Genomic DNA, 25,993 nt, shown 5'->3' on the forward strand with positions numbered 1-25,993 from the left:
ACCGGGGGTTTACCCTGAAGCGAATTGCGGTTACACTCCGTGCTCTTATCGATTTCTGACCCCTTTCCTTTCGCAGCCCTTTTGGCATTTACGCGTTCGGTTGATACGGTCGGCACGATTCAAATCAACCAAGGAAAGTTATGTCATTCCAATCTCTGGGCCTTGCCCCAGCGTTGTTGCGCGCCATTGATAAATCCGGTTTCACGCAACCTACTGAAGTTCAATCACAATCCATTCCTGCCGCTTTAACTGGCAAAGACCTGATGGTCAGCGCCCAGACAGGTAGCGGCAAGACAGCTGCGTTCATGCTGCCCGCTCTGCAGAAGCTGGCTGGCAACCCTGGCAATGCCGGACGCGGCGTTCAAATTCTGGTTCTGACACCCACCCGCGAACTGGCCCAGCAGGTCAGCGACGCAAGTGGTCTGCTTGGCGCAGAACTCGGCGGTCTGCGTGTGACCACAGTCGTTGGCGGCGTGCCCTATGGTGCGCAACTCAAGGCACTGTCACGGCGCGTCGACGTACTGGTGGCGACACCCGGACGACTGATCGACCACTTGAACACCAAACGTGTTGACCTGTCGACTGTTCACACACTGATCCTCGACGAAGCGGACCGCATGCTCGACATGGGCTTCATTGATGACATCAAGATGCTGGTTTCGAAGACCCCTGCAAGCCGTCAGACCCTGCTGTTCTCGGCAACTCTGGATGGCAATGTGGCCAAGCTCGCTGCCAACATGATGCGCGACCCGGTCCGCATCGAAGTGAGCGCATCGAACAAGCCTCACGCACAGATTTCGCAAAGCGTGCTTTATGCAGATGATGGCGCCCACAAGCGCCGTCTGCTGGACCACGTTCTGCGCGACGCCAGCCTGGACCAGGCAATCGTCTTCACCGCGACCAAACGTGGCGCTGACGATCTTGCTGAAGCACTGAATGACGAAGGATTCCAGGCGATGGCTTTGCATGGCGACATGAACCAGCGTCAACGTACCCGTACCCTGACTGCCATGCAGCGTGGTCGTATCCGCGTACTGGTTGCTACTGACGTTGCCGCTCGCGGCATTGACGTACAAACAATCAGCCACGCCATCAACTTCGATCTTCCGATGCAGGCTGAAGACTACGTACACCGTATTGGTCGTACTGGACGCGCCGGACGCTCAGGCACGGCGATCACTTTGGTTGAACACCGCGAACGCCACAAGATCCGCCGGATTGAGCATTTTGTCGGCCATCCTATTCCGACCAGCGAAATCGAAGGCCTGGAGCCACGACGCATGGCAGAGAAGGCCAAACCACGTCGCACTCCGGGATCAGGACGTCCGAATGCACGTGCTGGTGCACGCCCAAGCGCACACCCTGGCAGCAAACCCTCTACTCCCGTACATGCACGACGCGCCCCCAGCAAAGAGAATACGTTCAATGAGTTCGGTGCCCGACCACCCCGCGCAAAGCCACGTCCAGCAGGGCGTGCGCGTCAGCGCAGCAGCGTTTGAGCATAGCCAACGAGTTTCTGACCACCTGCACCGGTGCATCGCCCGGGCAGGTGGCTGGCTAAGCTTCAAAGACTGGATGACTGAGGTGCTTTACGCACCCGGCCTCGGTTATTACACAGCTGGTTCGCGCAAACTTGCGCAACGCAGTGATCCAGACGTACGGCATCCAGGGGGTGACTTCGTCACCGCTCCTGAACTTAGCCCGGCATTCGGGCGTACCCTGGCCCTCCAGATCAGTCAGGCCATGACCCAAAACGGTCTCACCCGGATTCTCGAGTTCGGCGCGGGTTCCGGACAACTGGCCCAGGACATCATCGAGGCACTTCATGCCCTCGGTGTTCACAATTTCCAGTACAGCATACTTGAGATCTCCCAGGACCTGCGCGAGCGTCAGCAAGCGAAGCTACCGGCGACAGCCAAGGTGCAGTGGATCGACACCCTCCCCGATACATTTGAAGGCATCGTGCTCGCTAACGAAGTCCTCGATGCCATGCCTGTGCATGTGCTCAGATGGAACGATGACGCAAGCGGGGTGCTTGAACGAGGCGTGATATCCCTTGAGAATGACTTCGCCTGGCAAGACCGTCGCGCTGAATCACACCTTGAACAGACACTGCGCGAGCGGATGCCAGCGCTGCCTGGATACACGACCGAGATCAACCTGCCAGCAGAAGCCTGGACACGCACACTCGCCAGCCATCTGAAACGCGGTCTGGTTCTGCTGGTTGACTACGGATTCAGTCGTCTGGAGTACTACCACCCTCAGCGTAATCGCGGCACACTGATGTGCCATATCCAGCACCGTGCCCACGACAATCCGTTCTTTGCCCCCGGCCTGCAGGACATCACCGCTCACGTTGACTTTTCTGCTGTGGCAGCCAGTGCCCATCAATCTGGGCTGGACGTGCTGGGGTACACCAGTCAGGCACGTTTTCTGCTGAACGCTGGGCTACACGATGTGCTGACCCATAGCACGGACCTGCAGACCACGCAGGCAATGCGAGCCGTGGAGAAACTGGTCTCTGAAGCGGAAATGGGTGAGCTTTTTAAGGTATTAGCACTCGGACGCGACATCGATCCGATACTTCAAGGGTTCGTGCGTGCAGATCGCCTGCATCAACTCTGAGTTTGCCTGACAGCCTCAAGTCGTGCCTGCCGGACGGCTGAGCTGATTGCTTGCGCGCCCGCGCTGGCCAGAGGCCGGGCGATCGCTCCCGCATCCACGCTGCGTGCAGCACGCAAGGCATTTACCCAGCCAATCTGATCGTGACCGAGCAACCAGGCGGTCAGTGTCAGCAATGCCTCCATCCGTTCTGGTCTTCTCAAACCGTCAGCCTTCTCGATCAAAGAAAGCATTGCTTGCGCAGTGTCGGGTGAGACCTGCTCTGGAGGGCGGGAAAGCGCTTGCAGAATGACAGGAAAGAGCTCGGCCCATTGCGCGCATTCCGATGTGGCTCGCAAGCCTGTCGCCAAAGACTTTCGATCTTCGGTACGGTACATGGCAAGCGCATACATTGTCTGCAAAGGCGGATCAAGCTCTCGTCGTGCATGATCAAGTTGGTGTCCGAGCGCCTCGTCAAAGACAAAGCCAGGCATGATCACACCGAGTGCGTCACAATCCTGCAGCACCTGAAACATCCGGGATGGCTTCTCACTTCGCAGCCCGCGCGAGATCTCCTGCCACATCCGCTCCGGCACCAGATGATCCACTTCACCATTTGCCACCATCTTCCTGCATAGTGCCAAGGTGGTCTCTGCAACGTCGAATTCGGTAAACCGGGCGGCAAATCGCGCCAGCCTCAGAATCCGCACTGGATCTTCCTCAAAAGCAGGTCCAACATGCCGCAGCACACGTCGCTCGAGATCCTGCTGTCCGCCATAGGGATCCACAATCTCACCATCTGGGCGCTGGGCCATCGCATTGATAGTAAGATCGCGACGCGCAAGATCCTGCTCCAGCGTCACTTCGCACCCGGTATAAAAAGTAAATCCCTTATAACCACGCCCAGACTTACGCTCGGTTCTGGCCAGAGCAAACTCTTCTTTGGTTACCGGGTGCAAAAACACCGGAAAATCGGCACCGACAGGCAGAAAACCTCGGTCTTGCATCTGGTCAGGACCAGCACCAACTACAACCCAGTCCCGGTCACCGCAGACAAGTCCCAGCAATCCATCCCTGACTGCACCACCCACAATGTAAACATCCAGGCCCGCAAGCAAAGGGTCATCGATACGGATCACGACCCCAACTCCTGTCCACGAATCATCTCGGGCGCACCTCACCGAGCCGTTGCTTGAGTGATTGTGGCTCTCCGGTAAAGACACCCGAGTAATACGTCGCGTTAGACAGAACTTTCTTCACGTAATCGCGGGTTTCACTGAAAGGGATGGTTTCCGCAAAAATCGCGCCCTCTACCGGACTGGACAATGTCGCCCGCCAGCTCTTTGGACGGCCCGGACCAGCGTTGTAACCGGCACTGGCCAGAACAAAAGAGCCATCCAGATCATCCAGCACCATACGGAGATAGTTGGTTCCAAGCGCCGTATTGACATCAAAGTCGTTAACTCGCGAAGGCCTGAAGTCCTTCATTCCGATCCGTCTTGCAACATACCGTGCAGTAGCCGGCATCAGCTGCATCAACCCCGAAGCACCGGCAACCGAGCGAGCATCCATCACGAAGCGGGACTCCTGCCTTATCAAACCATATACCCAGGCCGGATCAAGGTTGATAGAGCGAGCCTGTTTAGAGACGCGCTCCTCAAATGGAGCAATAAACCTTTGAGAAAAATCGAAATTTTCCTGAGTTCTCTCTGATGTGTTTACAACTCGGTCATAGATCTGTTGCTCCCTCGCAAACTCGGCCGCCGCCAGAAGCTCGCGATCATTCAGCCCTCGCAACCCGTAATTCCACTGGGGAACAGCTTCCGGGCGCCAACCCTGTCTGAATAAGGCGACGGCCTGTTGCAGGTGTGGATTGCTCCGGGCCTGCTGCAACTCCTGCGCTGTGACCGGGGGGGAGGCACCGGAATCAGAATCGGACGACCGAGCTCTTCGAGTGCCAGCTGACCGTAAAAATCCAGATCCTTTGCAATCGATGCATAGATTTGATTCGCAGCCTGCTGATCCCCCTGCGCAGCGAGCGCTCGGGCCTTCCAGTATTGCCAGGTGTTATCAGAACGCAACGCTGGCGGCATCCAGTCGATCGCGGTCTGAACCCATTTCCAGTCAATCACTGGCTGTCGAAGGGCAGCACGCACTCTCCACTCGTAGTTGGAGGGGCTCAGCTCGATATTACCTGCCTGCCTGTAGAGATGGTCGGCACGTGTCATCTCGAGATTGAGAGCATCCCGGAACGCAATCTGAACCCTCACCCACGCCAACAACTCCGGCGGCAGACGATTCTGCCAGCTCTTCCCGACGTAAGCAGCCGTACCGGAGAGATCATCACGCGCCATGCGCGCCAGGCCCATTGCGGCAATCAGTGCGTCATCGCCAGTCAAGCGCCCCTTCTGGGCACGCACCCAGCGACCGGGATTGGCCATCATGTTTTTGTAGGTCTGCAACGCAGCCCGATCAAATATATGGCTAGCGATCCGTTCGGCAGTCCTCGTATGATTGATCTCCAGAGCATCCAGCATCATCGGAGTCAGCTGCCTGCGAGTCAACACGCCATCGGCAACCAGTTGCGCCATCATCGACCAACAGGTCTGGCCCGGCGCGAAGTCCCGCACGGCCTCCTCAGCCGTGGCTCGCTTGCCGGTCATATGACGCGACTCAATCTTGGCGCAACGCACCTGATTGTTATACCAGATGAATTCGCCGATTTCCTGGATCGTCTTGAAGTCACCGTGTTCGGCTGCGGCAAGCACCCATTCCGCCCGGACCCGGTCAGCCATATAGCTACCCGGATATCGTTCCAGAAATGCTTGCGCAACCGGAATTTGCTGGGTGGACAGCGCTTGCTTGATGGCCCCTTGAGCCACCCAGAAGTCTGCGTAGATGCCTAGCACGTCACCTTGCGCCTGATCGGCCAGCGAAGGCAGCCTGCCCCACTGTCCTTGCCGAACGGCTTCCCGCGCCTGAGCAACAGCTCGAGCTTGTGGTGTATCAATATCGTATTGAAAACCTGAGGAGGTCCCCTGCGCCTGAGCAGGTGAAAGCAGCAGTGAGCTCACCATCACAGTCAGGCCTACAGTTACACCTCGCCACGAAACTGAACATATCTTTGACATAAATCTCTGATACCGTTTACCTTTGGTTGACTGGAAGCAGCCAGCGCGTTGTGCTGAGCTGTTATTTGTACCTGCAACTCGGAATGACCCTACCATCTTTCTATTAGCGACGTTTAATCATTTCTCTATGACACAGAATAACTCAGACAAGTTGCGTACGCGCCTGAAGGCCACGCGGATTCATATTCCAGTCGCCAACCGCCAGCGCGGCAGCCTGTTAATGCGGGCACGGCTGTTCACCTGGTTTGCCATCACGAGCGATGAAGCACGTGACGCGGGTCTGAACGCGCCAACATCGATCGCCGCATTCTGGCCTTTGAGTGATGAGCCTGATCTACGTCCACTGCTGACCCAATGGGATGATGCGGGGATTCTTGTCACGCTGCCCGTCATGTCAGGACGCGGTGAGCCTCTTACGTTCCATCGCTGGACCGCAGACACACGACTTGTCGAGGGTTCGTTCGGCGTCAAGGAGCCGTCTGCAGATTCCGAACAGATTGAGCCCGACGTCGTGCTGGTGCCAACACTGGGTTTCACCACTCACCTGGACCGGATGGGTTACGGGCAAGGCTATTACGACCGGACCCTGCAGGCAATGGCCGCTCGCGGCCGGGCGCCTGTCACGATTGGTATTGCATGGAACGAAGGGGCTATTGAGGCGATCGAACCAGATTATCAGCCTGCTTCCCATGACTACCGTCTGGACGGTATTCTTACGCCAGACGGCTGGGTTGGAGGCGTAGCACCAGCCTTGTTGCCGTCAACCCAGCCGGGAGGCACATCAGCCTGAGATAGACTTCCAGATCGCCAGCGTCGCAGCTGAATTATTCAGCGTGTAGAAATGCAGGCCTGGCACCTGGTTTTCCAGTAACGTCTGACAAAGCTCGGCGACCACATCAATACCAAACGCACGGATGGATGCACGATCGTCGCCCATTTCTGCCAGCCTGAGCCGGATCCAGCGCGGGATTTCCGCGCCGCACATGTCCGAAAAGCGGATGAGCTGGGAGTAATTGGTGATTGGCATGATGCCGGGAACGATTGGTATGGTGACACCCAGCATCTGCGCGCGATCCACGAAATCGAAGTACGCATCGGCGTTGAAGAAATACTGGGTGATCGCAGCATTGGCCCCTGCATTGACCTTTTCCACAAAGTGGCGAAGATCCTTCTGCGGACCGCTTGCCTGCGGATGCATCTCGGGATACGCCGCCACTTCAACATGGAACCAGTCACCACTATGTTCACGGATCAGGCGAACCAGATCCACCGCGTGCGCGAGCGATCCCTGCCCTCCCATAGATCCCATTCCCGAGGGTAGATCACCACGCAAGGCGACAATACGTCGAACCCCCATTTCCCTGTAGTGGTCCAGCATCGCACGCAACTGGTCACGGCTTGAACCAATACACGACAGATGAGGCGCGGCGTCGAACCCCATACCCGTGAGCGTCTGCACGGTCTCGAGGGTTCCATCCCGCGTGGTACCCCCAGCTCCAAACGTCACACTCACATACGACGGGTCGATGACCTTGAGCGACTGGGCACATTCAACCAGACGCGCCTGGGCAGCCTCATCACGGGGCGGAAAAAATTCCAGACTGAACTGCTGGCCTGTCGAGACACTCATGATTGATAAAGCAACATAGAAAACAGCGCCGAGATCAGGCTGTAGAGGATTGCCCCTGCCACAGCCCACCAGAAACCATCAACCTGAAACCCTCTGAACAAAGATCCTGCCAGCCAGAAAACCAGTGCATTGAGCACCAGCAGGAACAGTCCCATCGTGACGATCGTGATCGGCAGAGTGAGCAAAATCAGTACCGGCTTGACCAGCGTGTTGAGCAAGCCCAGCACCAAGGCTGCCACCATTGCCGACCAGAAGCTGGCCAGAGCAATACCTGGCAACAGGTAAGCCACTGCAAGCAGGGCAACCGCATTCAGTATCCAGACGATGATCAACACGTGCGTTCTCCTTCAGATTGACGGCTAGACCGGGGAAAGTTTAGTACCGGTAGTGCTCTGGCTTGTATGGGCCTTCCTGCGCCACACCAATGTAGGCAGCCTGCTGCGGGGTGAGCTCAGTCAGATTCGCACCAATCTTCTTCAGATGCAACCTTGCCACTTTCTCGTCCAGGTGCTTGGGCAGCACATAAACCTCGCCGGCCTTGTACTCATCGTTGCGCGTGAACAGTTCGATCTGGGCAATCGTCTGGTTAGTGAAGGAGGAGGACATCACGAATGACGGGTGGCCAGTGGCACAACCAAGATTCACAAGTCGTCCTTGTGCCAGCAGGATGATGCGCTTGCCGTCCGGGAAAATGATGTGATCGACCTGGGGTTTGATCTCTTCCCACTGGAACTGCTCAAGACCTGCGACATCGATTTCGTTGTCGAAGTGACCGATGTTGCAGACGATAGCCTGGTCCTTCATTCGCTTCATGTGATCGACTGTGATCACGTGGTAGTTACCTGTAGCTGTGACAAAAATGTCGGCCTTGTCGCAAGCCTCTTCCATCGTGACAACTTTGTAACCCTCCATAGCAGCCTGCAGGGCGCAGATGGGGTCGATCTCGGCTACCCATACCTGTGCGCGCAAGGCTGCCAGCGCCTGTGCCGAACCCTTGCCCACATCTCCGTAGCCGCACACCACTGCAACCTTGCCAGCGATCATCACATCGGTAGCACGTTTGATGCCGTCAACGAGCGACTCTCGGCAACCATAGAGATTGTCAAACTTGGACTTGGTGACCGCATCGTTCACGTTGATCGCTGCAAATGCCAGCTCACCACGGCGTGACATCTGGTAAAGACGGTTAACACCCGTCGTCGTCTCTTCAGTCACACCCTGGATCTGGGCGAGTCGGGTCGAGTACCATTTGGGATCGCGAGCAATCGTGGCACGAATGGCGGCGAACAAGGCACGCTCTTCTTCCGATCCGGGTTTGTCCAGCACGGAGATATCCTGCTCGGCCTTGGCGCCAAGGTGCAACAAAAGGGTGGCATCACCACCATCATCCAGGATCATGTTGGCATAATGTCCGGCTGGCCACTCGAACAGGCGATGAGTGTAGTCCCAATACTCTTCCAGCGTTTCGCCTTTCTTGGCAAAAACGGGCGTACCAGCGGCAGCAATCGCTGCAGCCGCATGGTCCTGGGTCGAGAAAATGTTGCACGACACCCAGCGTACTTCAGCGCCCAGCGCCTGCAGGGTTTCGATCAGCACAGCGGTCTGGATGGTCATATGCAGGCTACCCGCGATGCGTGCACCCTTGAGCGGCTTGACCGCCTCGAATTCTTCACGGACAGCCATCAGGCCGGGCATCTCGGTCTGGGCGATCTCGATCTCGCGACGACCCCAGTCGGCCAGCGAGAGGTCCGCAACCACAAAGTCTTGCACGGATTCGTTTACAGCGTTCATGTCGGTAGACTCCTGAAATTCGGACCGACAACGCTCACGGCTCTGGGGAGACTCACCACAATCGCCATCGGTCTGGATTGGGTGAGCGCCGTTGTAGTGAGAGAAGCTCCCACAATGGACCTTTACTGAGCCTGGCAGTCAGGCGTGATTCGCAAGACTGTCGCAACGCTCCTCAGCAAGGATTGTAGGCCGGATTGTAACGCGTTTAGCGCATATTGGGTGCGACGTGCAGTTTCACGATATCGTTCTCGGGAAGCCCTTCAAAAGGATATCTTTTCCGGACCTGCGGATCGTGGCCAGGGATGATGTGATCTTCAGACGCGGCCAGACGCTTGAGCTTCGCGTAGCCGTCCACCATATCGCCCACGTGATACACAATCGGAAATGGCGAGATATTCATCATGTTGTCGTAGTAGTGGCTGGCATCGGACGCCAGCACGACCCAGCCACGCTCGGTGTGAACACGCACTGACTGCAATCCTTTGGTGTGCCCACCGACAAGCACCAGTTCGATACCAGGCGCCAGCGTCTGATCACCCTGGTAGAACAGGACTCTCTCTGCGTAGACACGACGCACCAGTTCGACCACATCTTCCACGTCATAGGCGTGGCGAAACAAGCCCTGACACATGTGGTGTCCACAGGCGTAATGCATTTCATCTTCCTGAATGTGAAAGTGCGCATTCGGAAGCTTATGGATATTGCCCGCATGGTCATAGTGCAGGTGGGTAATGATCACATCCTCTACTGTGACAGGATCGATACCCAGCAGCTTGAGCGACTCGACCGGGCAGCGTAGAAGCTTGCGCTTGCGTGCTTTGGCCGCACGCTCACTGAACCCGGTATCCACCAGTATCGTCCGCTCCTGGTTGCGTATGACCCACACGAAATAATCCATTGGCATGGGTCCGTCGTGCGGATCGTGCGCGATGAAATTCTCGTTGCGCCGGCGCTCCTCGATCTGAGCATAACGTAACGCGAAGATCTCATAGACCGGCAGATCTGCCTTCAAATCATGTCCCACCTGTTTCTCCTTTGTTTTGCCTGACCAAGTCTTCCTTGGCCAGCACGTCCAGTGCAGCTCTTTGCGCGTGCCAGATATGACGACGCGCGGCTGCTTCCGCCCCCGCAGGATCCCGATTATCGATGCACCGCAGAATTTCCTGAATTTCCTCGATACTCTGGGGCGTGCGGTCCGGTTTTGAGAATGACGTTGCTCGCAACAGATTGATCCGGGACAGCAGCCCCGGCAGCATCTGGGCAACCAGTTCATTATCACACCCTTCCAGCAAGATCTGGTAGAACCGCTGCTTGGCATTGAGCAGGCCCGCCCGGTCCGCGAGCCCTGCCTGTCTGGCAAGCTCTGCAACCTGATTTCGCAATTGCTCGACAAGATCACTGTCGGCGTGGCGAGCAAACTCCCGAGCCGCGTAACCCTCAAGCAAACCCCGTAGCGCATACAGATCCAGCGCGGCTTTGCGTGTCACTCTCGCGACGCTGGGCCCCCTGTGAGGCTCAATAACGATGAGTCTCTCCGCCTCCAGCGTGCGCAGTGCCTCTCGAAGCGTTGGGCGGCTGACCTGAAGTTGCTCGCAAAGTTCTGCCTCGCGCAACTTCTGCCCCGCACGCAAATTTCCTTGCATGATGGATTCGCGCAAAAACTCCTCAACCCTTTCACGAAGGGTGGCGGGTTTCTCGAACGCAATCACGGTGTTCTCTGACATGGTCTGACTGTCGTCCACTCTGTCTTCCATTCGCCTTGGTGACGGTTCGTAACTGGTCGTTGCACAGCCGACGCTCACCAGGCAACAAGTGCCATACGTTTGGCACGTTGAGCAATACTTTATCATGTTCAGATTGTCTGACAATCATCTTGACAGAACGCAGACTCTGTCTCCACAATCCACATAAATCACTTATCCGCTGGCCAGCAGCCAGCGCACGCCCATTGACTCAGGAGAGACACATGACTGCAAAGCAGGAAACAGAAAAATTGTTCGAACAGGGTCTGGAGGTTCGTCGCGAGGTGCTCGGCGCAGAGTATGTAGACGGCGGCATGGCCAAAGCAAATGATTTCATGATGGCGTTCCAGCGCATCACCACCGAGTGGTGCTGGGGTTATGCCTGGACTCGTGACGGCCTTGATCGCAAAACCCGCAGCATGCTGAACCTGGCGATGCTCACCGCGCTGAACCGTCCAAATGAAATCAAGCTGCACACCAAAGGCGCACTGGCCAACGGCGTGTCACCAGAAGAGATCAAGGAAATCCTGTTACACGCTACAGTCTATTGCGGTATCCCGGCAGGTCTTGATGCATTCAAGGTCGCCAACCAGGTGCTTGAAGAGGAAGGTGCATTCAAGGACGCAGGCAAATGAGCAGTTTGCCCACAATCGGATTTGTCGGCGTAGGCAGCATGGGGTGGCCGATGGCATCCCATCTGCACAAGGCGGGTTACCCGTTGCACATCATTGACGCCGATCAGGAACGCGCAAAGCAGTTTGCGAGCGAAGTCGGTGGAACGGTCAGCGAGTCCAACAAGGCCCTTGCGCAAGCCAGTGACATCATCATCACGATTTTGCCCACCAGTGCAATCGTCGAGAAGGTACTCGCGGGTGACCAGGGCGTACTTGCGGGCCTTCGTCCCGATGCCGTGATTATCGAGATGAGCTCGGGGGTTCCTGGCATGACGCTGGAGTTTGCGAAACTGGCCGAACAGGCAGGCGGACATCTGGTCGACGCGCCAGTATCAGGCGGGGTTCCACGCGCCAGAACCGGTGAACTTGCCATCATGTTCGGCGGGAGTCAGGCGCTGCTCGATCGCGTCAAGCCTGTTTTGAATTGCATGGGCACTGCCATCCAGCATACCGGTGCAGTCGGAACCGCCCACGCCATGAAGGCACTGAACAATCTGGTGTCGGCTGGCGGGTTTCTGATTGCAGCTGAAGCGCTCATGATCGGCAAACGCTTCGGACTGAGCCCGCAGACCATGATCGATGTGCTCAACGCCTCCACTGGCATGAACAACTCGACCCAGAAAAAGTTCAAGCAGTTCGTTCTGAATGGTCAATACAACGCGGGCTTCGGGCTGGATCTGATGGTCAAGGATCTGAGCATCGCAATGGGCATCGCGCGTGACACCTCGACTGCCTCACCTTTCTCGGCCATGTGTCGTGAATTGTGGGCGTCAACGGGGCAAATGCTCGGGCCGGGCCAGGATCATACGGCCATCGCCAAGCTGGTCGAGAACCTCAACAACGACAAGCTGAGTTAAATCACTGACGAGCATCGTGCTCCAGAAGTCAACCGGCCAGTGCCTCAACAAGGTCCTGGCCGGTTCGGTTTCAGACACCCTGTTTCTCAGGATTCAGGCCGGGTGCGTTGATGTCCGGGCGGTCGTGGGTACCCTTCCTGGAGAATTCTCTTCCAGACTTCCTGTTTCTCTTGCTGCGTCATGAACACCCAGTTAGACACTTCCATCACCGTGCGTCCGCATCCCCTGCAAATGTCGTCGAACAAAGTCGAACAAACCGCCACACAAGGCGAGTCTGCAGTGCTGGGATCTGGCACCACCCGTGCCACTGGTCTCGCTGGCCGGTCCGGGCTGTTACTGTCCATTATCAAGTATCCGGGAAATTCACTTTAAGCGGTTGATCATAGACGAGCAGAGAGACGGGCGCCCCAGTAGCCGGCCCAGAGAGGTGGGTATATCAAGTTACAAAGACCCCAGCCCTTTCGGGTATGGGATCGGGCTTACATCACCAGACCGGCAACGTCTGAAGAAACTCAAACAGACTTTTTCAGATCTGCCGCCTTGTCGGTTGCCTCCCAGGTGAACTCGGGCTCGCTACGACCAAAGTGACCATAGGCAGCCGACTTGCTGTAAATCGGACGCAGCAGGTCCAGCATGTTGACGATGCCACGTGGGCGCAGATCAAAATGCTCGCGCACCAGTTCTGCCAGACGGTCATCAGACACGACGCCGGTGCCGTTGGTGTATACAGTAATATTGATCGGCTCGGCCACACCGATTGCGTAGCTAACCTGCACTTCGCACTGCGTGGCGAGACCGGCTGCAACGATGTTCTTGGCAACATAGCGTGCGGCATAGGCAGCCGAGCGATCCACTTTGGATGGATCCTTGCCGGAAAAGGCACCACCGCCGTGCGGGCAAGCACCGCCGTAAGTATCCACAATGATCTTGCGCCCTGTCAGACCGCAATCACCCTGCGGGCCGCCCACCACGAAGCGACCAGTCGGGTTGATAAGGTACTTGGTCTTGGGCGTGAGCAATCCGTCTGGAAAGCTGGGACGAATGATGTCTTCGATGACCGCTTCACGAATCGCAGACTGAGAGATCTCAGAAGCGTGCTGGGTCGACAATACCACTGTATCGACCTGCACCGGCTTGCCGTCCACGTAACGGAACGTGACCTGTGACTTCGCGTCCGGACGCAGCCAGGGCAGTCTTCCGTCCTTGCGCAACTCACTCTGGCGCTGGACCAGACGGTGTGCGTACCAGATTGGAGCAGGCATGAGGTCTGGCGTTTCGTCGCACGCAAATCCGAACATGAGACCCTGGTCACCCGCACCCTGATTCAGAAACTCCTCAGAACTGCGGTCTACTCCCTGGGCGATGTCAGGTGACTGCTTGTCATAGGCCACCAGCACCGCGCAGCCCTTGTAATCGATGCCGAACTCGGTGTTGTCATAGCCGATGCGCTTGATCGTGTCGCGGGCAACCTGGATGTAGTCAACATTGGCCTTGGTGGTAATTTCACCGGCCAGCACCACCAGTCCGGTGTTACACAGTGTTTCTGCCGCAACCCGGGAGTCAGGGTCCTGCTCGAGCAGTGCATCCAGCACGGCGTCGGAGATCTGGTCGGCCACTTTGTCAGGATGGCCTTCTGAAACGGATTCTGAAGTGAACAGAAAATCGTTTGATTTCATTGACATGGAATACGTCCTCAATCGAATGCCGCCAAATGGCGGCGGTATGGGTGCGCTGCACCCCCTACCGGATCAAGAACGCTGGCTGTGGGCGCGACGCTTTAGCGGAATTCACGACTCGCGAACCGCAAGAAATGCATCACAATGTCACTTTAAAGGTGGCATTGGGAGCACCTGCAGCGAGTCCACAAGGCAAGCCGTCCCGCAAGTTGTCGGTTAACTCAACGGCTCAAGCGGATTTTAAGCGAAAATAACGAAATGATCCTAATCTTATTCCGACTGCTGGCACGATTGCCACTGCGAACCCTTCAGAGCATCGGGCGTCTGGGGGGCCGGTTGATTTTTGCGTTACCTGGTCGATACCGGGACAGGCTCAAATTCAATGTCAGGCAGGCAGGCTACCATGACCCTGGCTTTGCCTGGAGAGCGGCTGCCGAGACTGGGGCCATGATCATGGAACTACCCAAGATCTGGCTCAGAACGCAGGAGTGTCTGGCACTCGTACACGATGACCACAAATCACTGATCGCCAATGCAAGATCAGCCGGACGTCCGATTCTCTTCCTGACCCCGCATCTGGGCTGCTTCGAAATCACCGGCCGCTACGGAGCGGAGGGTGCAAAGTTCACGGTCATGTTCCGCCCACCCCGCAAGCAAAGCCTGGTTCCGCTGATGGATGCTGCACGCAGTGGGTCGGGCATCACAGCAGTCCCTGCCAATATCAAAGGTGTGCGAGCATTTTTGCGGGCACTCAAAAATGGCGAATCGGTAGGCATGCTGCCGGACCAGGTACCCCGGGAAGGCGATGGCGTCTGGGCACCATTCTTTGGCAAGCAGGCCTTCTCGGTGACGCTACCGGGCAAGCTGGCGCGTGCAACCAACCCGCTCATCATCGTCACCGCCTGCGAGCGACTGCCCAAAGGACAGGGATGGCGCATGCACTTCAATGAAGTTCTCGACCCTGTCCCGGAAGATCCGGTCGAGCAGGCTGCCCTGTTCAACCGGGAAATGGAGAAGATGATCCGCAAGTTTCCAGAGCAGTACCTCTGGGGTTACTACCGCTACAAGCGCCCGAGCTCTGCACCGCCACCGCCGCCCGATCCACCCGCAGAGCCCGCTTCTGCAGCTGGTACCGATACACCTGGTCATGGCTAGTACGGATGGGCATGATGGGCCCGGGGACGCCCGGGCATGGCGCGTGGCCCTGCGCCAGCTGAAACGCAGGTCGATCAAGGCCTGGCTGGTCACGACGCTGTTTCAGGTCCTGGCCAGAGTCGGACACCGTCCCAGACAATGGCTCGGAGCATTCCTGGGGATACTGGCACCCATCCTGATCAGACACCGGGCCCAGGTTGTCGAGCGCAACCTTGAGCTTTGCTTCCCGGCCAGGTCCGCAGCAGAACGCAAGCGCATGTTGCGCGCGCACTTCCGGGCAATGAGCCAGACAGTCGTGGACCGCTCGGTGCTCTGGTTTGGCTCCCCTGACAGCATCCGCAATCTGGTCAGACTTGAGGGGCTGGAGCATATCCGGGATGCCCAGGCCAAAAACCGCAACATCATGCTGCTGGCGCCTCATTTTGTCGGACTTGACGCGTCGGCCAGCCGGCTGACGCTGGAGGGACCCGAAGGGGCGACAATCTACGCCCCACAGTCAGATCCTGACATCGACGCATTGGTGAGACTCGGTCGCGGACGATTCCACCAGGTCCACCTGATCAGTCGTCGCGAGGGCATTCGTGGCCTGGTCAGAAAGATTCGTGCCGGCATTCCGATCTACTACCTGCCGGACATGGATCTTGGACGACGGGGTGCGATATTTGCGCCGTTTTTTGGAATAGAGGCTGCCACCCAGACTGCCACGGCGCAGCTTGCGCGACAGTTTGGTATGGTCGTATTCCCCGTTCTTTCGTTTCGCGATCCCGGTTCGGGCCAGTACCTGACCAAGGTTCTTGCACCACTGGCCGACTTCCCTGAACCGAACGGCACGCCTGAGTCCGACACCATTGCACTGAACCGGCATCTTCAGGACTGGATTGAACAGGCCCCTGAACAGTACTATTGGGTTCATCGCCGGTTCAAATCCCGCCCACCGGGGCAACCAGGGTTATACCGGTAGACACCAGGAAGTGACAAACGATGAAATGGCCATTTACAAAGATGCATGGCGCAGGCAACGACTTTGTCGTGCTTGACGGCGTGAGCAATCGCATTGAACTCACCACCGAGATCGCTCGCGCCATCGCTCACAGACAGTTCGGTGTCGGTTGCGACCAGATTCTGCTCGTGGATACGCCCACCCATCCGGAGGCGGATTTCAGATACCGGATTTTCAACTCCGACGGTAGCGAGGTCGAACACTGCGGCAACGGTGCGCGCTGCTTTGTGAAGTTCGTGCACGAAAAAGGGTTGAGCCGCCGCAACCCTTTGCGTGCTGAGATCGCAACCGGACTGCTCACACTCCAGATGCAGGACGATGGGGAAGTTCGTGTCGAGATGGGTCAGACCCGGTTCGATGTGCAGAGCCTGCCGTTTGACACCAGCTACCTGCCGACCCAGACACATGGCCAGGACACCCTGTACGGACTGACGCTGACACCGGCAGCCTCGCCGCAGCAGACGGTCTGGTTGTCCGTGCTCTCGATTTCCAATCCGCACGCCGTACAGGTCGTGGAAGATGTATCAAACGCCCCCGTCGCGGCAATTGGGCCACTCATTGAAAGCCATCCTCGCTTTGCCAGACGGGTCAACGCTGGATTCATGCAGGTTCTCGATCGTCATCACATCCGCTTGCGCGTGTACGAGCGAGGGGCCGGTGAGACACTGGCGTGCGGCACTGGTGCGTGCGCGGCCGTTGCAAGCGGCATTCGCCAGGGATTGCTTGACTCACCTGTCCGGGTGGACACCCGCGGTGGTCGGCTGACCATCGAATGGAACGGCAATCAACTACAAATGACAGGTCCCGCCACAACTGTGTTTGAAGGCACACTGGACATCAAACATTTGCTATCTAGCCAACCCGTTTTTGAGTAGAGCCATGACCGAACAGATCAGCGCCGCAGCAATCGCCCGGTTTCTTCAGGACAACCCCGGATTCTTTGATGAGCATGCGGAGCTGTTTGCCTCGCTAAGCGTCCCGCACCCGCATCAGGCCCGCGCAATTTCCCTCGGTGAAAGACAGATCCTGATATTGCGGGACAAGCTGAAAACGCTGGAGTTTCAGCTCGCTACACTCGGTCGTCAGGCCAGTTTCAACGAATCTGTCAGCGGCAAGCTTAGCCAGTGGTGTACACAGATGTTGGCCGAGCCTGTTGCGTCCCACATCCCTGGACACATCGTGACCGGGCTCGCGCAACAGTTCGATCTGTCCGAAATTGTGTTGCGGGTCTGGGATCTGGATCTTGCGCCCGAAGGCGTTGCAGCGCCAGTTGACGTCGCGGTCCGAGAATATGCAACTGGCCTCAAACGCCCTTATTGCGGTCCTGCTAGTGACTCGATCGTGAGCGCCTGGTTTCAAAAGCCCACCGCGTCCATGGCAGCAATGGCATTGCGACACGGAAAACAGCAGGAACCATTCGGCCTGCTGGTACTTGGCTCAGAAGACCCTGAGCGATATGAGGAAGACATGGCAACTGACTTTCTTCAGACAATCAGCGAACTCTCGGCAGCAGCGCTTTCGCGGTTAGCAATGCCTTCAGAGACACAATGACATCGGTCGCTGACGGAAAGGCCGAACTGCCGGAGCCCATGCTTCGCTGGCTATCCGTTCTGGCCAGAGAGCGACATTACTCCGTGCACACGCTATCAGCCTATCGCGTCGATCTGGGCAAGCTCGTTGAGCATTCAGAAGGACTGGCTCTCGAAGTCGTGGATTCTGGTCACATCCGGCACTGGCTGGCAAAAATGCACGGGTCTGGTTACGACCCCAAGACCTTGGCACGGATACTCGCGACATGGAGAGGGTTTTACCGCTGGTGGGCACCTCTTAGCCAGATGCCGGCCAATCCGGCACAGGACATCAGGGCGCCAAAAGCAAAGCGTTCCCTTCCCAAAGCACTGTCGGTCGATCAGACCCAGGCACTATTAGACGCACCGGCCATTCATGCTGAGGAGACTGCGCTCGCCCGGCGTGATCGGGCCATTCTGGAAGTCTTCTATTCAAGCGGATTACGCCTGGGAGAGCTGGTCCAGCTGGATCTGCATTACGTCCAGCAAGCTGGCTACACTTCAGCAGGCTGGATCGATCTGGATAGTGGTGACATCCACGTCACGGGCAAAGGAAACAAATCACGCACCGTGCCGGTGGGACAGGTCGCCATCAAGGCCGTCGAGTGCTGGCTGACTTGCAGATCCGGGCTGATCAAGCCTGATGCCGCGCCGAAAGATCGATATGCACTGTTCGTTGGCAAGCAGGGTCGGCGTATTCACCCTCGGGTGGTACAGGAGCGGGTCAGCACGCTGGCACGACAGGCCGACCTGCCGTCAAGACTGCACCCCCACGTTCTGAGACACAGTTTTGCGAGTCACATGCTGCAATCTGCGCAGGACTTGCGCGCGGTTCAGGAGATGCTCGGTCACGCCAACATCTCGACGACCCAGATTTACACGCAGTTAGACTTCCAGCACTTGTCCAAAGTCTACGATGCAGCGCACCCAAGAGCCGGCAGAAAACCTCCGCCCTCGTCATCAGACTAGAAGAGGCCTGATAGCAGCCCGTGCTGTCTGCTATGGATGCAAAAACCTTTTGTGATTCAAGATGTCCTGCTGCCTTGACCGTGCAGAGACATCTGCCTGCAACACTCACCAACACTCCTGCACCAGGGTGCCATGAAACGACTCACTTTCTCCGACAAATTGCCACCCGTGTTGATGCTGCTAGGCATAAGCCTGTTCACCCCCCTGACGCAGGCCCACCCACACATGTGGATTGACGCGAATGTCCAGATGATCGTCAACGATCAAGGTCAGCTGACTGGTGTGCGTCAGACCTAGACCTTTGATGACATGTTCTCCAGCTACGCCATTCAGGGGGTGCCACTTGATGCCCGGCGTCAACCCCGGCAAAGCGATCTGGATGTCATCGCTGCCGACTGGATTGAGGCTCTTGGTGACCCGATGTCTCACTATTTCACCGACATTGAACAAAATGGCCAGACCATTGCGACGCTATCAGCAAACAATGTCGGCTCACTCTGGAATGCAGCACAAGGCCGTCTGACACTGACCTTTGATCTGCCGCTGCAAACATCCGCGCAACCCCGGGCAGGCAGTATTTCGGTGCGGGTAGCTGATCCGACCTTCTTTGTTGCATACGAGTTCGATCGGGAGCAACTCTCCCAGGCATCCAGACTGCCGGAAGGCTGCACGACCGAGTATATCCCTGCGCGTCAACTCGATCCCGTGACAGCCAGCCGTCTCGCATCCATTCCTTCCAGCCAGACGGAACCTCCGCCAGAGCTGCTGGCCATCACACGCACACTACAGCACCGGATCGAGCTGTCATGCAGCCCCTCCTGATCAATCCGTCCGAACCATAATGCTTCAGAACCGATCGCTCTCGTACTCTGCGCTTGCCGCATCCTTGCTCACCGTCTTGCTGATCACCCTGGCAGGGACTGGTATGGCTCAAAGCCAACATCCGTTCGCAATCGCAGAGCAAACGGTTTCCACAACGTCATGGTTTGGACTTGACCAGATCACCGCCCAGATTTCAGACCTGCAGTCGCGTTTCTACCGACAGCTCACGTCTGCAGTCCGGGCATGGCAAGAGAACCCATGGAATGCATGGCTATTGCTGACACTTTCATTCGCCTACGGCGTGTTTCACGCACTCGGACCTGGACACGGCAAAGCGGTACTCGCCGGCTATGTCCTGGCAAACCGGGAAACACTTCGCAACGCAGCCACCCTGTCGATGATCGCGTCGATAGTGCAGGCACTGGTTGCGATCGGACTGGTTGGCCTTGCCGCGGGAGTACTCAACCTGACAGGCGCCATGCTGACCCAGATCACTGGCTGGCTCGAGCTCGGGGCCTACGCACTACTTACAGCACTGGGTATCTGGCTGGTTTGCAAACATGTGGTCCGGGTTGTCTGGAGCGCGATCGTATCCAGGATGAGGGACTCGGCGCTTCATCGCCATGCTCACGATCATCACGAGCACAACCTGGGCGACGCAGGTAATTGCTCAAGCTGCAGTCACACCCACTTGCCCGCGCCGGAAATGGTTTCTGGTCAGCTCAACTTGAGCAAGGCGATCGCCGCCATCATCGCAATTGGTCTTCGACCTTGCTCGGGTGCCATTCTAGTGCTGGTGTTTGCCCTGTCGCAACAAATGTTCTGGGCCGGTGCTGGTGCTGCCCTGGCAATGGGACTGGGAACTGGCATCACAGTTGCCACGCTTGCGATGGGCTCAGTCGGCGCGAGAGCGCTGACTGAGACTGCGACAGGTGCACGCCATCAACGGGCAGGCCGCATACTTGGACTGATGATCCAGGGTGGCGCTTCGATCATGGTTCTCACCTTCGGCTTGCTGCTCTTGCTGGCCACCTGGCGATACGGCGTATCAAGCTAGTCGTGTGCATCCGCGCCTGATGCTATCGCCCTTATTGCAGTGCTTCAATCAGGCGCCGACCATTCACCTGATACATTTTCAGGTAAGTGTCTGCTTCGGTTCCCTTCGCCGAGAGCGCGTCTGAATAGAGCGATCCACCTGAACGGGCTCCGGTTTCATCGGCGATCCGCTGTAGCACGCGAGCATCGGACATATTCTCTATAAAGTACGCCTGCACCTTGCCGTCTCGCACCTGTCTAATCAGGCTGGCAACATCGGACGCGGATGCTTCGCGGCCAGTTGACCAGCCCTGGACTGGCAAAAACTCGATACCGTAATCGTGCGCGAGGTAACCAAATGCATCGTGCGAGATCAGGGCCTTGCGCTTATTTTCAGGGATCACGGCAAGTGCAGCCGTAAGTTGCTGGTCCAGCGCCTCAATCTCAACTATGTAACTGGCAGCTCTGGCAGTCAGTTCTTCTCTCGCCTGCGGACGTGCCTCAATGAGCGCATCCCTAATGTTCGCCACGTAGACTTTAGCGTTGCGCAAGCTCTGCCATGCATGAGGGTCAATCGGGCCATGATCGTGCAAATGCCGGTTGTCGTGGTCGTTGTGATGCCCGTGATGCTCGTGGTGATCACGATCGTGATCCTCTTCACCATCAAGGGCTTCAATGCCTTCCGAGGCGACCACGACAGGACCTTTGAAACCGGAAGCCTTGACCAGGCGTTCGAGCCATCCCTCAAACCCCAAACCGTTGATCACAACCAGATCTGCTTGAGCCAGTTCGCGAGTATCTTTAGGTGTCGGGTTAAACACGTGAGCATCAGCATCACGCCCAACCAGAGAGTGCACCTGCACCTGCGATCCACCTACTTGTTCAACCATGTCGGCAAGAATGGAAAAGCTGGCAACGACTTTCAGCGGATCCGGTCTGGTGTCGGCCGCGTGTGCACCGAGCGGTACAACCCCCAGAAACGTCCCGAAGGCCACACTGGTGGCCAGTGCCACTCTGCGAATCAGGACACCTGCAGCAACTGTGCCGGCAAACGAACGCATGACGTGAGACGTCAACATGCTAGGACTCCTTGTGTCGCGTGACTTTGAGAGAATGCGCCAGCAGACTGTCATGCGTGCCTGCAAGCAGAGAAATCAGATAGAAGCAACCGGCCGTCAGCACGATCGCTGGTCCGGAAGGAACACTCGCGTGATAGGAGACGAGCAAACCGACTGCCCCGCTTGCCATGGCCATAAGACTGGCCAGTGCACATGCGCGGGAAATATCACGCACCCAGAATCTCGCTGCAGTTGCTGGCAACATGAGGAGCCCGACGGCCATCAGCGTGCCCAGAGTCTGAAATGATGCAACAAACGTCAGAACAACCGTAAACATGAACAACTGTGTGGCGCGACGTCCAGCCTTGCCATGCTGGGCCACAAACAACGGATCAAAACTGCCCGCAAGCAGGGGGCGCCAGATCAACGCCAGCACAACCAGCGCAAGAGAGACCGCGCCAGCGACCAGAATCAGGCCACTTCGGTCGACTGCCAGGACACTCCCGAACAACAGGTGCATGAGATCAACGTTACTGCCATTCATCGAGATGATCGCAACGCCCAGCGCAAGTGCAATCAAGTAGAACGCTGCCAGGCTCGCGTCCTCCCTCTGTGATGTCAGGTTCGAAACCCCGCTGGCCATCAAAGCCACCAGCATTGCTGTCATAAAAGCTGCGACACCCATCACGGCAAACGACATACCGGCAATCAGGTATCCCACCGCAGCACCCGGCAAGACGGAGTGCGAGATTGCATCACCAGCCAGGCTCATGCGTCGCATGACCAGCAGCACACCAATTGGTCCACTAACCAGGCCGAGCGCAAGGCAGGCCACCAACGCACGCTGCATGAAACCAAACTCTGCGAATGGTATCCAGAACAACTCCTGCATCATGGCGCGATCACCTTGGTTACTCGCTGGCCGTCACCGTTGCCCTCACCGCTTTCGACCAGCTGCGCACCATGCGAGTGGTGAGAATGATGGTCGTGCTGATGGTGGTCATGAGTGGACCCAGACACAGCATCCAGCGGAATCTGTGGCTCCCGACACCAGGGGGCAGCTTCCTGCCACGCCAGACGACTACCTTGTGCGCGCTGCAGCAAGGCTGGCACGAGTACCTCGCGTGTTGGCCCCCAGGCGATCAGCTCTCTGGCAAGCAGCAGAGTATTGGGAAAGAAGTCTCGGACCATCTGCAAGTCGTGAAGCACTGCAATAACAGTCCTGCCGTCCCTGTGCCAGTGATTGATGACACCGAGAAGGTCTTGAGTTGTCTGCGCGTCGAGGGCATTGAAAGGCTCGTCGAGCAGAATCATCGGTGCGTCCTGAACGATCAGACGCGCAAACAGCACGCGCTGCAACTGCCCCACTGACAACTCATCGACCAGCCGGTCCTCAAATCCTTGCAGCCCGACCTGGGTCAGTGCGGCATCAATCTGAATCTCAAGCTCGGCAGTCACCTCGCCAAATGATCCGATCCGGTTCCAGGCTCCCATCGCCACCACCTCAAGCACACGTAGAGGGAAGTCATGATTGATGCCGGACAACTGGGCAAGATAGGCCAGATCTTCTCCGGGCCCGTCGCTTGTCGATACAAACCGGATCGAACCTTGAGTCAGCTTGCGCGTCCCCGCCATTGCTCCCAGCAAAGTTGATTTGCCGGCCCCGTTCGGGCCGATAATGGCGGTCAGAGAACCGGTATCGAAACGTCCACTGACGTGATGAACCGCCGGATGGCCACGATAGGCCAAGGTCACATCTTCAAGTTCGATGCCGCAACTCATCACTACGCTCCAGCAGGTGGAATAACCGCCCAGACCGCGAACCAGAGCAGCACGAGCAGGACCGCCACAAAACGCAAACGTCTTGCGACGCCCCACAACATCGGACTGGTGCTCATGCGCTGCTTCATGAAAATATTCGATGACAGAATTGGTCGGGCCGGCTTCGGAATCAATTTAAGAGTCGACTCCTGGATGGCGGAAAAGTCGATTTGTGAATTATAATGATATTTCATTATCAATAAGACTGGATCGACCCGTTTTTGATTGATTGAAACGATCATGTGACCGGAACGTCCGTTACGATAGGGTCATGGAACGATCAACCCGGCAACGCTCTGCTATCCGACAGGTACTGCTTGATGCAGACAGACCACTTCTGGCGACCGAGGTTATGGATGCGGCAAAGCTGACGGTCCCTTCCCTAGGTCTGGCGACTGTCTACCGAACCCTCAAGGCACTCGTTGCCCAGGAGGACCTTCAGGTGGTTGAACTGCCCGGAGAAAACCCTCGATTCGAGTTTGCCCACAGCCATCACCATCACTTCAGTTGCCAGCATTGCGGGCGGGTCTATGACATTCACGCATGTCCGGGTAACATTGCGCTGCTTGCTCCGCCAGAGTTTGTGGTCGAAAGCCACGAACTGACACTGTATGGCACGTGCGCAGACTGCCAGGAGCATCCCGCGGCAGGTAACTGACCGGCAAGGTCTTGAAATCAGGCCCGATCGCCCCCATATAGTGCCGGTCTGGTCAGTTTTATGATCGCTTAGGCAGAAAACTCACTGAGCGGGTTTACCAGCGGCACGACGTGTGCTGTAATCCCGCGTCAACTTTTAAAGATTCACTATGGCACAAACATCTCCCAGACCGCTCGAAGAAATGGTTCCCGCCACAATCCTGACAGGGTTTCTAGGAGCCGGCAAGACGACGCTGCTCAAACGCATCCTGACCGAATACCATGGCAAACGAATTGCCGTGATCGAGAACGAATTCGGGCCTGAGAGCATTGACAACGACCTGCTGGTCGAGGTCCATGACGAAGAGATCATTGAGCTCTCGAATGGCTGCGTCTGCTGCACGGTGCGTGGCGACCTGATGCGCACGCTGGTGGATCTTCGCAAGCGACGCGAGGCGGGAGAACTGAGTTTCGAACGCGTCATCATTGAAACCACCGGCATGGCCAATCCTGGTCCCGTCTGCCAGACCTTCTTCATGGATGACGAGGTCGCCGAATACTTCAGACTTGACAGCGTCATCACGCTTGTCGATGCCAAGCACGGCATGCAGACCCTGGACAACCAGGAAGAAGCCCAGAAACAGGTTGGATTTGCGGACCGCATCCTGATCTCCAAAAAAGATCTGGTGACGGACGAAGAGTTCGAAGCGCTACGCAATCGCCTTATCCGGATCAATCCGAGAGCGCATATCGAAGCGGTTCACTTCGGAGAAGCGGATCTCAGCAAGATCATCGACATCAGTGGTTTTAATCTCAACACGATTCTTGATATTGATCCTCAGTTTCTGGCACAGACCCATCCAGACGCCATACATGAGCACCACGATCACGGGCATGACCATCATCACCATGACCACGATCACGGGCATGACCACCATCATCACGCGCATAGCGACGAGATAGGTGCGTTCGTGTTCCAGTCGAACAAACCGTTCGATCCGATGCGACTTGAAGAGTTTCTGGGTGGTGTGGTTCAGGTATACGGCCCGGATCTGATGCGGTATAAGGGCATCCTCTATATGAAAGGCATCGACCGGCGCATGCTGTTTCAAGGCGTGCATATGCTGATGGGAGCCGAACCTGGAAAACCTTGGGCACCAGGCGAGAAAAAAGCAACCAAGATGGTTTTTATCGGTCGAAAACTTCCCCAGGACATTTTTACGAAAGGCCTGGAGCAGTGTTTGGCTAAGTAACTGGCAGCCGGCTGTATCGGCAACTGACTGTAACGGAGTACTTGCATGGCAACGAAGGCAGCAAACAATACCAACGAGACACCCATGTCATCTGGTTCGACCCACATCCTGACCGAGGAGGAGCTGCTCAAGATGCCTGAATCGGAATACATGAACGCAGCTCAGCTGGCATTTTTCAAAGAGCGACTCCGCAAGCTTGAAGCCGAGATCCTGAGCAACGCGGGTGAAACTACTGAGCACTTGCGCGAAACACAGTTTGTGCCGGATCCTGCCGATCGCGCAACGATCGAAGAAGAGCACGCGCTTGAACTGCGCACACGTGATCGTGAGCGCAAGCTTCTGAAGAAGGTGCAGCAGTCGATCACCCGGATCGATTCGGGTGAATACGGCTGGTGCGAGGAAACTGGCGAGCCGATTGGCCTGCCCCGCCTGCTTGCACGTCCAACCGCAACTCTTTCCCTGGAAGCCCAGGAGCGGCGCGAAATGCGCCAGAAGATGTTTGGTGACTAAAACTCAAGCAGCCTGTTAATACGCTCCCGTACAGCCCTGGTGGCTGCCGGGATGAGGACTGAAT

The 25,993-nt window shown here is 57.0% G+C and carries 27 protein-coding genes, 2 pseudogenes and 1 riboswitch; of the genes and pseudogenes, 15 read left to right on the forward strand and 14 right to left on the reverse strand.

From position 1 onward, the window contains the following. Positions 1 to 140 precede the first annotated feature (140 nt). Together DBV39_RS13465 and DBV39_RS13470 are read left to right on the forward strand one after the other, a co-directional pair. Positions 141 to 1,466 (forward strand): annotated as a pseudogene (locus DBV39_RS13465) (DEAD/DEAH box helicase); the annotation flags it as partial. After that, positions 1,426 to 2,625 carry a class I SAM-dependent methyltransferase gene (locus DBV39_RS13470; RefSeq protein ID WP_108621970.1) on the forward strand — a complete coding sequence of 400 codons (1,200 nt, stop codon included), beginning with the start codon at positions 1,426 to 1,428 and terminating at the stop codon, positions 2,623 to 2,625. The pseudogene DBV39_RS13465 and the gene DBV39_RS13470, both read left to right, overlap by 41 nt. Here the strand turns inward: DBV39_RS13470 and DBV39_RS13475 are convergent. From DBV39_RS13475 to DBV39_RS13485, 3 genes are read right to left on the reverse strand one after another with little or no spacing between them, the layout of a single operon-like run. Next, the gene (locus tag DBV39_RS13475; protein WP_108621971.1) at positions 2,616 to 3,740 is read right to left on the reverse strand and encodes a CCA tRNA nucleotidyltransferase; all 1,125 of its coding nucleotides are present in this window, start codon (positions 3,738 to 3,740) and stop codon (positions 2,616 to 2,618) included. The two genes, DBV39_RS13470 and DBV39_RS13475, sit on opposite strands and share 10 nt — an antisense overlap. Positions 3,741 to 3,762: 22 nt before the next feature. Continuing rightward, positions 3,763 to 4,494 (reverse strand): lytic transglycosylase domain-containing protein, encoded by a 732-nt coding sequence (locus tag DBV39_RS13480; protein ID WP_108621972.1) that lies wholly within the window; start codon positions 4,492 to 4,494, stop codon positions 3,763 to 3,765. Continuing rightward, complete coding sequence (locus DBV39_RS13485; RefSeq protein ID WP_108621973.1) at positions 4,386 to 5,678, reverse strand: hypothetical protein; 1,293 nt, start codon at positions 5,676 to 5,678, stop codon at positions 4,386 to 4,388. The genes DBV39_RS13480 and DBV39_RS13485 overlap by 109 nt, the downstream gene beginning before the upstream one ends. 181 nt (positions 5,679 to 5,859) lie before the next feature. Between DBV39_RS13485 and DBV39_RS13490 the strand changes: the two genes are divergently transcribed. After that, positions 5,860 to 6,522 (forward strand): 5-formyltetrahydrofolate cyclo-ligase, encoded by a 663-nt coding sequence (locus DBV39_RS13490; RefSeq protein ID WP_108621974.1) that lies wholly within the window; start codon positions 5,860 to 5,862, stop codon positions 6,520 to 6,522. Here DBV39_RS13490 and metF read toward each other — a convergent pair. From metF to DBV39_RS13515, 5 genes are all read right to left on the reverse strand, one after another. Next, complete coding sequence (gene metF, locus DBV39_RS13495; RefSeq protein ID WP_108621975.1) at positions 6,514 to 7,362, reverse strand: methylenetetrahydrofolate reductase [NAD(P)H]; 849 nt, start codon at positions 7,360 to 7,362, stop codon at positions 6,514 to 6,516. The genes DBV39_RS13490 and metF overlap by 9 nt on opposite strands. Continuing rightward, the gene (locus tag DBV39_RS13500; RefSeq protein WP_108621976.1) at positions 7,359 to 7,697 is read right to left on the reverse strand and encodes a phage holin family protein; all 339 of its coding nucleotides are present in this window, start codon (positions 7,695 to 7,697) and stop codon (positions 7,359 to 7,361) included. Before DBV39_RS13500 ends, metF begins: the two co-directional genes overlap by 4 nt. A gap of 40 nt (positions 7,698 to 7,737) precedes the next feature. Beyond that, positions 7,738 to 9,153, reverse strand: a complete 1,416-nt coding sequence (ahcY, locus tag DBV39_RS13505) for an adenosylhomocysteinase (RefSeq protein ID WP_108621977.1) — start codon at positions 9,151 to 9,153, stop codon at positions 7,738 to 7,740. 76 nt (positions 9,154 to 9,229) lie between these two features. Beyond that, positions 9,230 to 9,333: riboswitch (S-adenosyl-L-homocysteine riboswitch) on the reverse strand. Between the two features lie 25 nt (positions 9,334 to 9,358). Continuing rightward, positions 9,359 to 10,177: an N-acyl homoserine lactonase family protein gene (locus DBV39_RS13510; protein WP_227870630.1), complete on the reverse strand. Its 819-nt coding sequence runs from the start codon at positions 10,175 to 10,177 to the stop codon at positions 9,359 to 9,361. Further along, a complete protein-coding gene (locus DBV39_RS13515) occupies positions 10,167 to 10,877 on the reverse strand; it encodes a GntR family transcriptional regulator (RefSeq protein ID WP_108623279.1) in 711 nt (236 codons plus the stop codon). Before DBV39_RS13515 ends, DBV39_RS13510 begins: the two co-directional genes overlap by 11 nt. Positions 10,878 to 11,119: 242 nt before the next feature. Here DBV39_RS13515 and DBV39_RS13520 point away from each other — a divergent pair, with 242 nt between their 5' ends. Both DBV39_RS13520 and DBV39_RS13525 read left to right on the forward strand, forming a co-directional pair. After that, positions 11,120 to 11,530 carry a carboxymuconolactone decarboxylase family protein gene (locus DBV39_RS13520; RefSeq protein WP_108621978.1) on the forward strand — a complete coding sequence of 137 codons (411 nt, stop codon included), beginning with the start codon at positions 11,120 to 11,122 and terminating at the stop codon, positions 11,528 to 11,530. Continuing rightward, complete coding sequence (locus DBV39_RS13525; RefSeq protein ID WP_108621979.1) at positions 11,527 to 12,426, forward strand: NAD(P)-dependent oxidoreductase; 900 nt, start codon at positions 11,527 to 11,529, stop codon at positions 12,424 to 12,426. Before DBV39_RS13520 ends, DBV39_RS13525 begins: the two co-directional genes overlap by 4 nt. Before the next feature lie 86 nt (positions 12,427 to 12,512). Here the strand turns inward: DBV39_RS13525 and DBV39_RS13530 are convergent, their stop codons facing one another. After that, positions 12,513 to 12,770: a DUF1289 domain-containing protein gene (locus DBV39_RS13530; RefSeq protein WP_108621980.1), complete on the reverse strand. Its 258-nt coding sequence runs from the start codon at positions 12,768 to 12,770 to the stop codon at positions 12,513 to 12,515. A 168-nt stretch (positions 12,771 to 12,938) separates the two neighbouring features. Further along, positions 12,939 to 14,102 (reverse strand): methionine adenosyltransferase, encoded by a 1,164-nt coding sequence (gene metK, locus DBV39_RS13535; protein ID WP_108623280.1) that lies wholly within the window; start codon positions 14,100 to 14,102, stop codon positions 12,939 to 12,941. Positions 14,103 to 14,360: 258 nt separating this feature from the next. On the opposite strand from metK, the gene DBV39_RS13540 reads away from it, so the two are divergent. The 7 genes and pseudogenes from DBV39_RS13540 to DBV39_RS13575 all read left to right on the forward strand — a co-directional run bounded on the left by DBV39_RS13540 (position 14,361) and on the right by DBV39_RS13575 (position 20,673). Then, positions 14,361 to 15,257 (forward strand): lysophospholipid acyltransferase family protein, encoded by an 897-nt coding sequence (locus tag DBV39_RS13540; protein WP_108621981.1) that lies wholly within the window; start codon positions 14,361 to 14,363, stop codon positions 15,255 to 15,257. Continuing rightward, positions 15,250 to 16,218 (forward strand): lysophospholipid acyltransferase family protein, encoded by a 969-nt coding sequence (locus tag DBV39_RS13545; RefSeq protein WP_108621982.1) that lies wholly within the window; start codon positions 15,250 to 15,252, stop codon positions 16,216 to 16,218. The genes DBV39_RS13540 and DBV39_RS13545 overlap by 8 nt, the downstream gene beginning before the upstream one ends. A 20-nt stretch (positions 16,219 to 16,238) precedes the next feature. Then, positions 16,239 to 17,132 (forward strand): diaminopimelate epimerase, encoded by an 894-nt coding sequence (gene dapF / locus DBV39_RS13550; RefSeq protein WP_108621983.1) that lies wholly within the window; start codon positions 16,239 to 16,241, stop codon positions 17,130 to 17,132. Between the two features lie 4 nt (positions 17,133 to 17,136). Further along, positions 17,137 to 17,808, forward strand: a complete 672-nt coding sequence (locus DBV39_RS13555; protein WP_108621984.1) for a DUF484 family protein — start codon at positions 17,137 to 17,139, stop codon at positions 17,806 to 17,808. After that, positions 17,805 to 18,794, forward strand: coding sequence for a tyrosine recombinase XerC (gene xerC / locus DBV39_RS13560; RefSeq protein WP_108621985.1), 990 nt, complete (start codon positions 17,805 to 17,807; stop codon positions 18,792 to 18,794). The genes DBV39_RS13555 and xerC overlap by 4 nt, the downstream gene beginning before the upstream one ends. Positions 18,795 to 19,019: 225 nt before the next feature. Beyond that, positions 19,020 to 19,616 (forward strand): annotated as a pseudogene (locus DBV39_RS13570) (DUF1007 family protein). 19 nt (positions 19,617 to 19,635) lie between these two features. Further along, positions 19,636 to 20,673, forward strand: a complete 1,038-nt coding sequence (locus DBV39_RS13575) for a nickel/cobalt transporter (RefSeq protein WP_227870631.1) — start codon at positions 19,636 to 19,638, stop codon at positions 20,671 to 20,673. A 31-nt stretch (positions 20,674 to 20,704) separates the two neighbouring features. Here the strand turns inward: DBV39_RS13575 and DBV39_RS13580 are convergent, their stop codons facing one another. The 4 genes from DBV39_RS13580 to DBV39_RS20325 are packed head-to-tail and all read right to left on the reverse strand — an operon-like array spanning position 20,705 to position 23,619. Further along, positions 20,705 to 21,730, reverse strand: a complete 1,026-nt coding sequence (locus tag DBV39_RS13580) for a metal ABC transporter solute-binding protein, Zn/Mn family (protein ID WP_227870632.1) — start codon at positions 21,728 to 21,730, stop codon at positions 20,705 to 20,707. Position 21,731: 1 nt separating this feature from the next. After that, complete coding sequence (locus DBV39_RS13585) at positions 21,732 to 22,604, reverse strand: metal ABC transporter permease (protein WP_108621988.1); 873 nt, start codon at positions 22,602 to 22,604, stop codon at positions 21,732 to 21,734. After that, the gene (locus DBV39_RS13590; protein ID WP_108621989.1) at positions 22,601 to 23,491 is read right to left on the reverse strand and encodes a metal ABC transporter ATP-binding protein; all 891 of its coding nucleotides are present in this window, start codon (positions 23,489 to 23,491) and stop codon (positions 22,601 to 22,603) included. The genes DBV39_RS13585 and DBV39_RS13590 overlap by 4 nt, the downstream gene beginning before the upstream one ends. A gap of 2 nt (positions 23,492 to 23,493) precedes the next feature. Beyond that, positions 23,494 to 23,619 (reverse strand): hypothetical protein, encoded by a 126-nt coding sequence (locus DBV39_RS20325; protein WP_265416006.1) that lies wholly within the window; start codon positions 23,617 to 23,619, stop codon positions 23,494 to 23,496. Positions 23,620 to 23,801: 182 nt separating this feature from the next. Here DBV39_RS20325 and DBV39_RS13600 point away from each other — a divergent pair, with 182 nt between their 5' ends. The 3 genes from DBV39_RS13600 (at position 23,802) to dksA (ending at position 25,929) form a co-directional block, all read left to right on the forward strand. Beyond that, positions 23,802 to 24,188, forward strand: a complete 387-nt coding sequence (locus DBV39_RS13600) for a Fur family transcriptional regulator (RefSeq protein WP_108621991.1) — start codon at positions 23,802 to 23,804, stop codon at positions 24,186 to 24,188. A 148-nt stretch (positions 24,189 to 24,336) separates the two neighbouring features. After that, positions 24,337 to 25,419, forward strand: a complete 1,083-nt coding sequence (locus DBV39_RS13605) for a CobW family GTP-binding protein (RefSeq protein ID WP_108621992.1) — start codon at positions 24,337 to 24,339, stop codon at positions 25,417 to 25,419. A 45-nt stretch (positions 25,420 to 25,464) separates the two neighbouring features. Then, positions 25,465 to 25,929 (forward strand): RNA polymerase-binding protein DksA, encoded by a 465-nt coding sequence (dksA, locus tag DBV39_RS13610; RefSeq protein ID WP_108621993.1) that lies wholly within the window; start codon positions 25,465 to 25,467, stop codon positions 25,927 to 25,929. Positions 25,930 to 25,993: the final 64 nt, after the last annotated feature.

The organism is Orrella marina (assembly GCF_003058465.1).
GTDB classification, from domain to species: Bacteria; Pseudomonadota; Gammaproteobacteria; order Burkholderiales; family Burkholderiaceae_B; genus Algicoccus; species Algicoccus marinus.

Bases quoted from the DNA above. Each gene is read 5' to 3' on its own strand.
- DBV39_RS13530 (WP_108621980.1), bottom strand. From the start codon at position 12,770: ATGGACAGTAACAGCCCGGACCGGCCAGCGAGACCAGTGGCACGGGTG.
- DBV39_RS13555 (WP_108621984.1), top strand. From the start codon at position 17,137: ATGACCGAACAGATCAGCGCCGCAGCAATCGCCCGGTTTCTTCAGGAC.
- metK (WP_108623280.1), bottom strand. From the start codon at position 14,102: ATGAAATCAAACGATTTTCTGTTCACTTCAGAATCCGTTTCAGAAGGC.
- DBV39_RS13545 (WP_108621982.1), top strand. From the start codon at position 15,250: ATGGCTAGTACGGATGGGCATGATGGGCCCGGGGACGCCCGGGCATGG.
- xerC (WP_108621985.1), top strand. From the start codon at position 17,805: ATGACATCGGTCGCTGACGGAAAGGCCGAACTGCCGGAGCCCATGCTT.
- DBV39_RS20325 (WP_265416006.1), bottom strand. From the start codon at position 23,619: ATGAAGCAGCGCATGAGCACCAGTCCGATGTTGTGGGGCGTCGCAAGA.
- DBV39_RS13590 (WP_108621989.1), bottom strand. From the start codon at position 23,491: ATGAGTTGCGGCATCGAACTTGAAGATGTGACCTTGGCCTATCGTGGC.
- metF (WP_108621975.1), bottom strand. From the start codon at position 7,362: ATGAGTGTCTCGACAGGCCAGCAGTTCAGTCTGGAATTTTTTCCGCCC.
- ahcY (WP_108621977.1), bottom strand. From the start codon at position 9,153: ATGAACGCTGTAAACGAATCCGTGCAAGACTTTGTGGTTGCGGACCTC.
- DBV39_RS13600 (WP_108621991.1), top strand. From the start codon at position 23,802: ATGGAACGATCAACCCGGCAACGCTCTGCTATCCGACAGGTACTGCTT.
- DBV39_RS13525 (WP_108621979.1), top strand. From the start codon at position 11,527: ATGAGCAGTTTGCCCACAATCGGATTTGTCGGCGTAGGCAGCATGGGG.
- DBV39_RS13470 (WP_108621970.1), top strand. From the start codon at position 1,426: ATGAGTTCGGTGCCCGACCACCCCGCGCAAAGCCACGTCCAGCAGGGC.
- DBV39_RS13540 (WP_108621981.1), top strand. From the start codon at position 14,361: ATGATCCTAATCTTATTCCGACTGCTGGCACGATTGCCACTGCGAACC.
- DBV39_RS13575 (WP_227870631.1), top strand. From the start codon at position 19,636: ATGCTTCAGAACCGATCGCTCTCGTACTCTGCGCTTGCCGCATCCTTG.
- DBV39_RS13520 (WP_108621978.1), top strand. From the start codon at position 11,120: ATGACTGCAAAGCAGGAAACAGAAAAATTGTTCGAACAGGGTCTGGAG.
- DBV39_RS13580 (WP_227870632.1), bottom strand. From the start codon at position 21,730: ATGTTGACGTCTCACGTCATGCGTTCGTTTGCCGGCACAGTTGCTGCA.
- DBV39_RS13585 (WP_108621988.1), bottom strand. From the start codon at position 22,604: ATGATGCAGGAGTTGTTCTGGATACCATTCGCAGAGTTTGGTTTCATG.
- DBV39_RS13605 (WP_108621992.1), top strand. From the start codon at position 24,337: ATGGCACAAACATCTCCCAGACCGCTCGAAGAAATGGTTCCCGCCACA.
- dapF (WP_108621983.1), top strand. From the start codon at position 16,239: ATGAAATGGCCATTTACAAAGATGCATGGCGCAGGCAACGACTTTGTC.
- DBV39_RS13485 (WP_108621973.1), bottom strand. From the start codon at position 5,678: ATGGTGAGCTCACTGCTGCTTTCACCTGCTCAGGCGCAGGGGACCTCC.
- DBV39_RS13515 (WP_108623279.1), bottom strand. From the start codon at position 10,877: ATGTCAGAGAACACCGTGATTGCGTTCGAGAAACCCGCCACCCTTCGT.
- dksA (WP_108621993.1), top strand. From the start codon at position 25,465: ATGGCAACGAAGGCAGCAAACAATACCAACGAGACACCCATGTCATCT.
- DBV39_RS13490 (WP_108621974.1), top strand. From the start codon at position 5,860: ATGACACAGAATAACTCAGACAAGTTGCGTACGCGCCTGAAGGCCACG.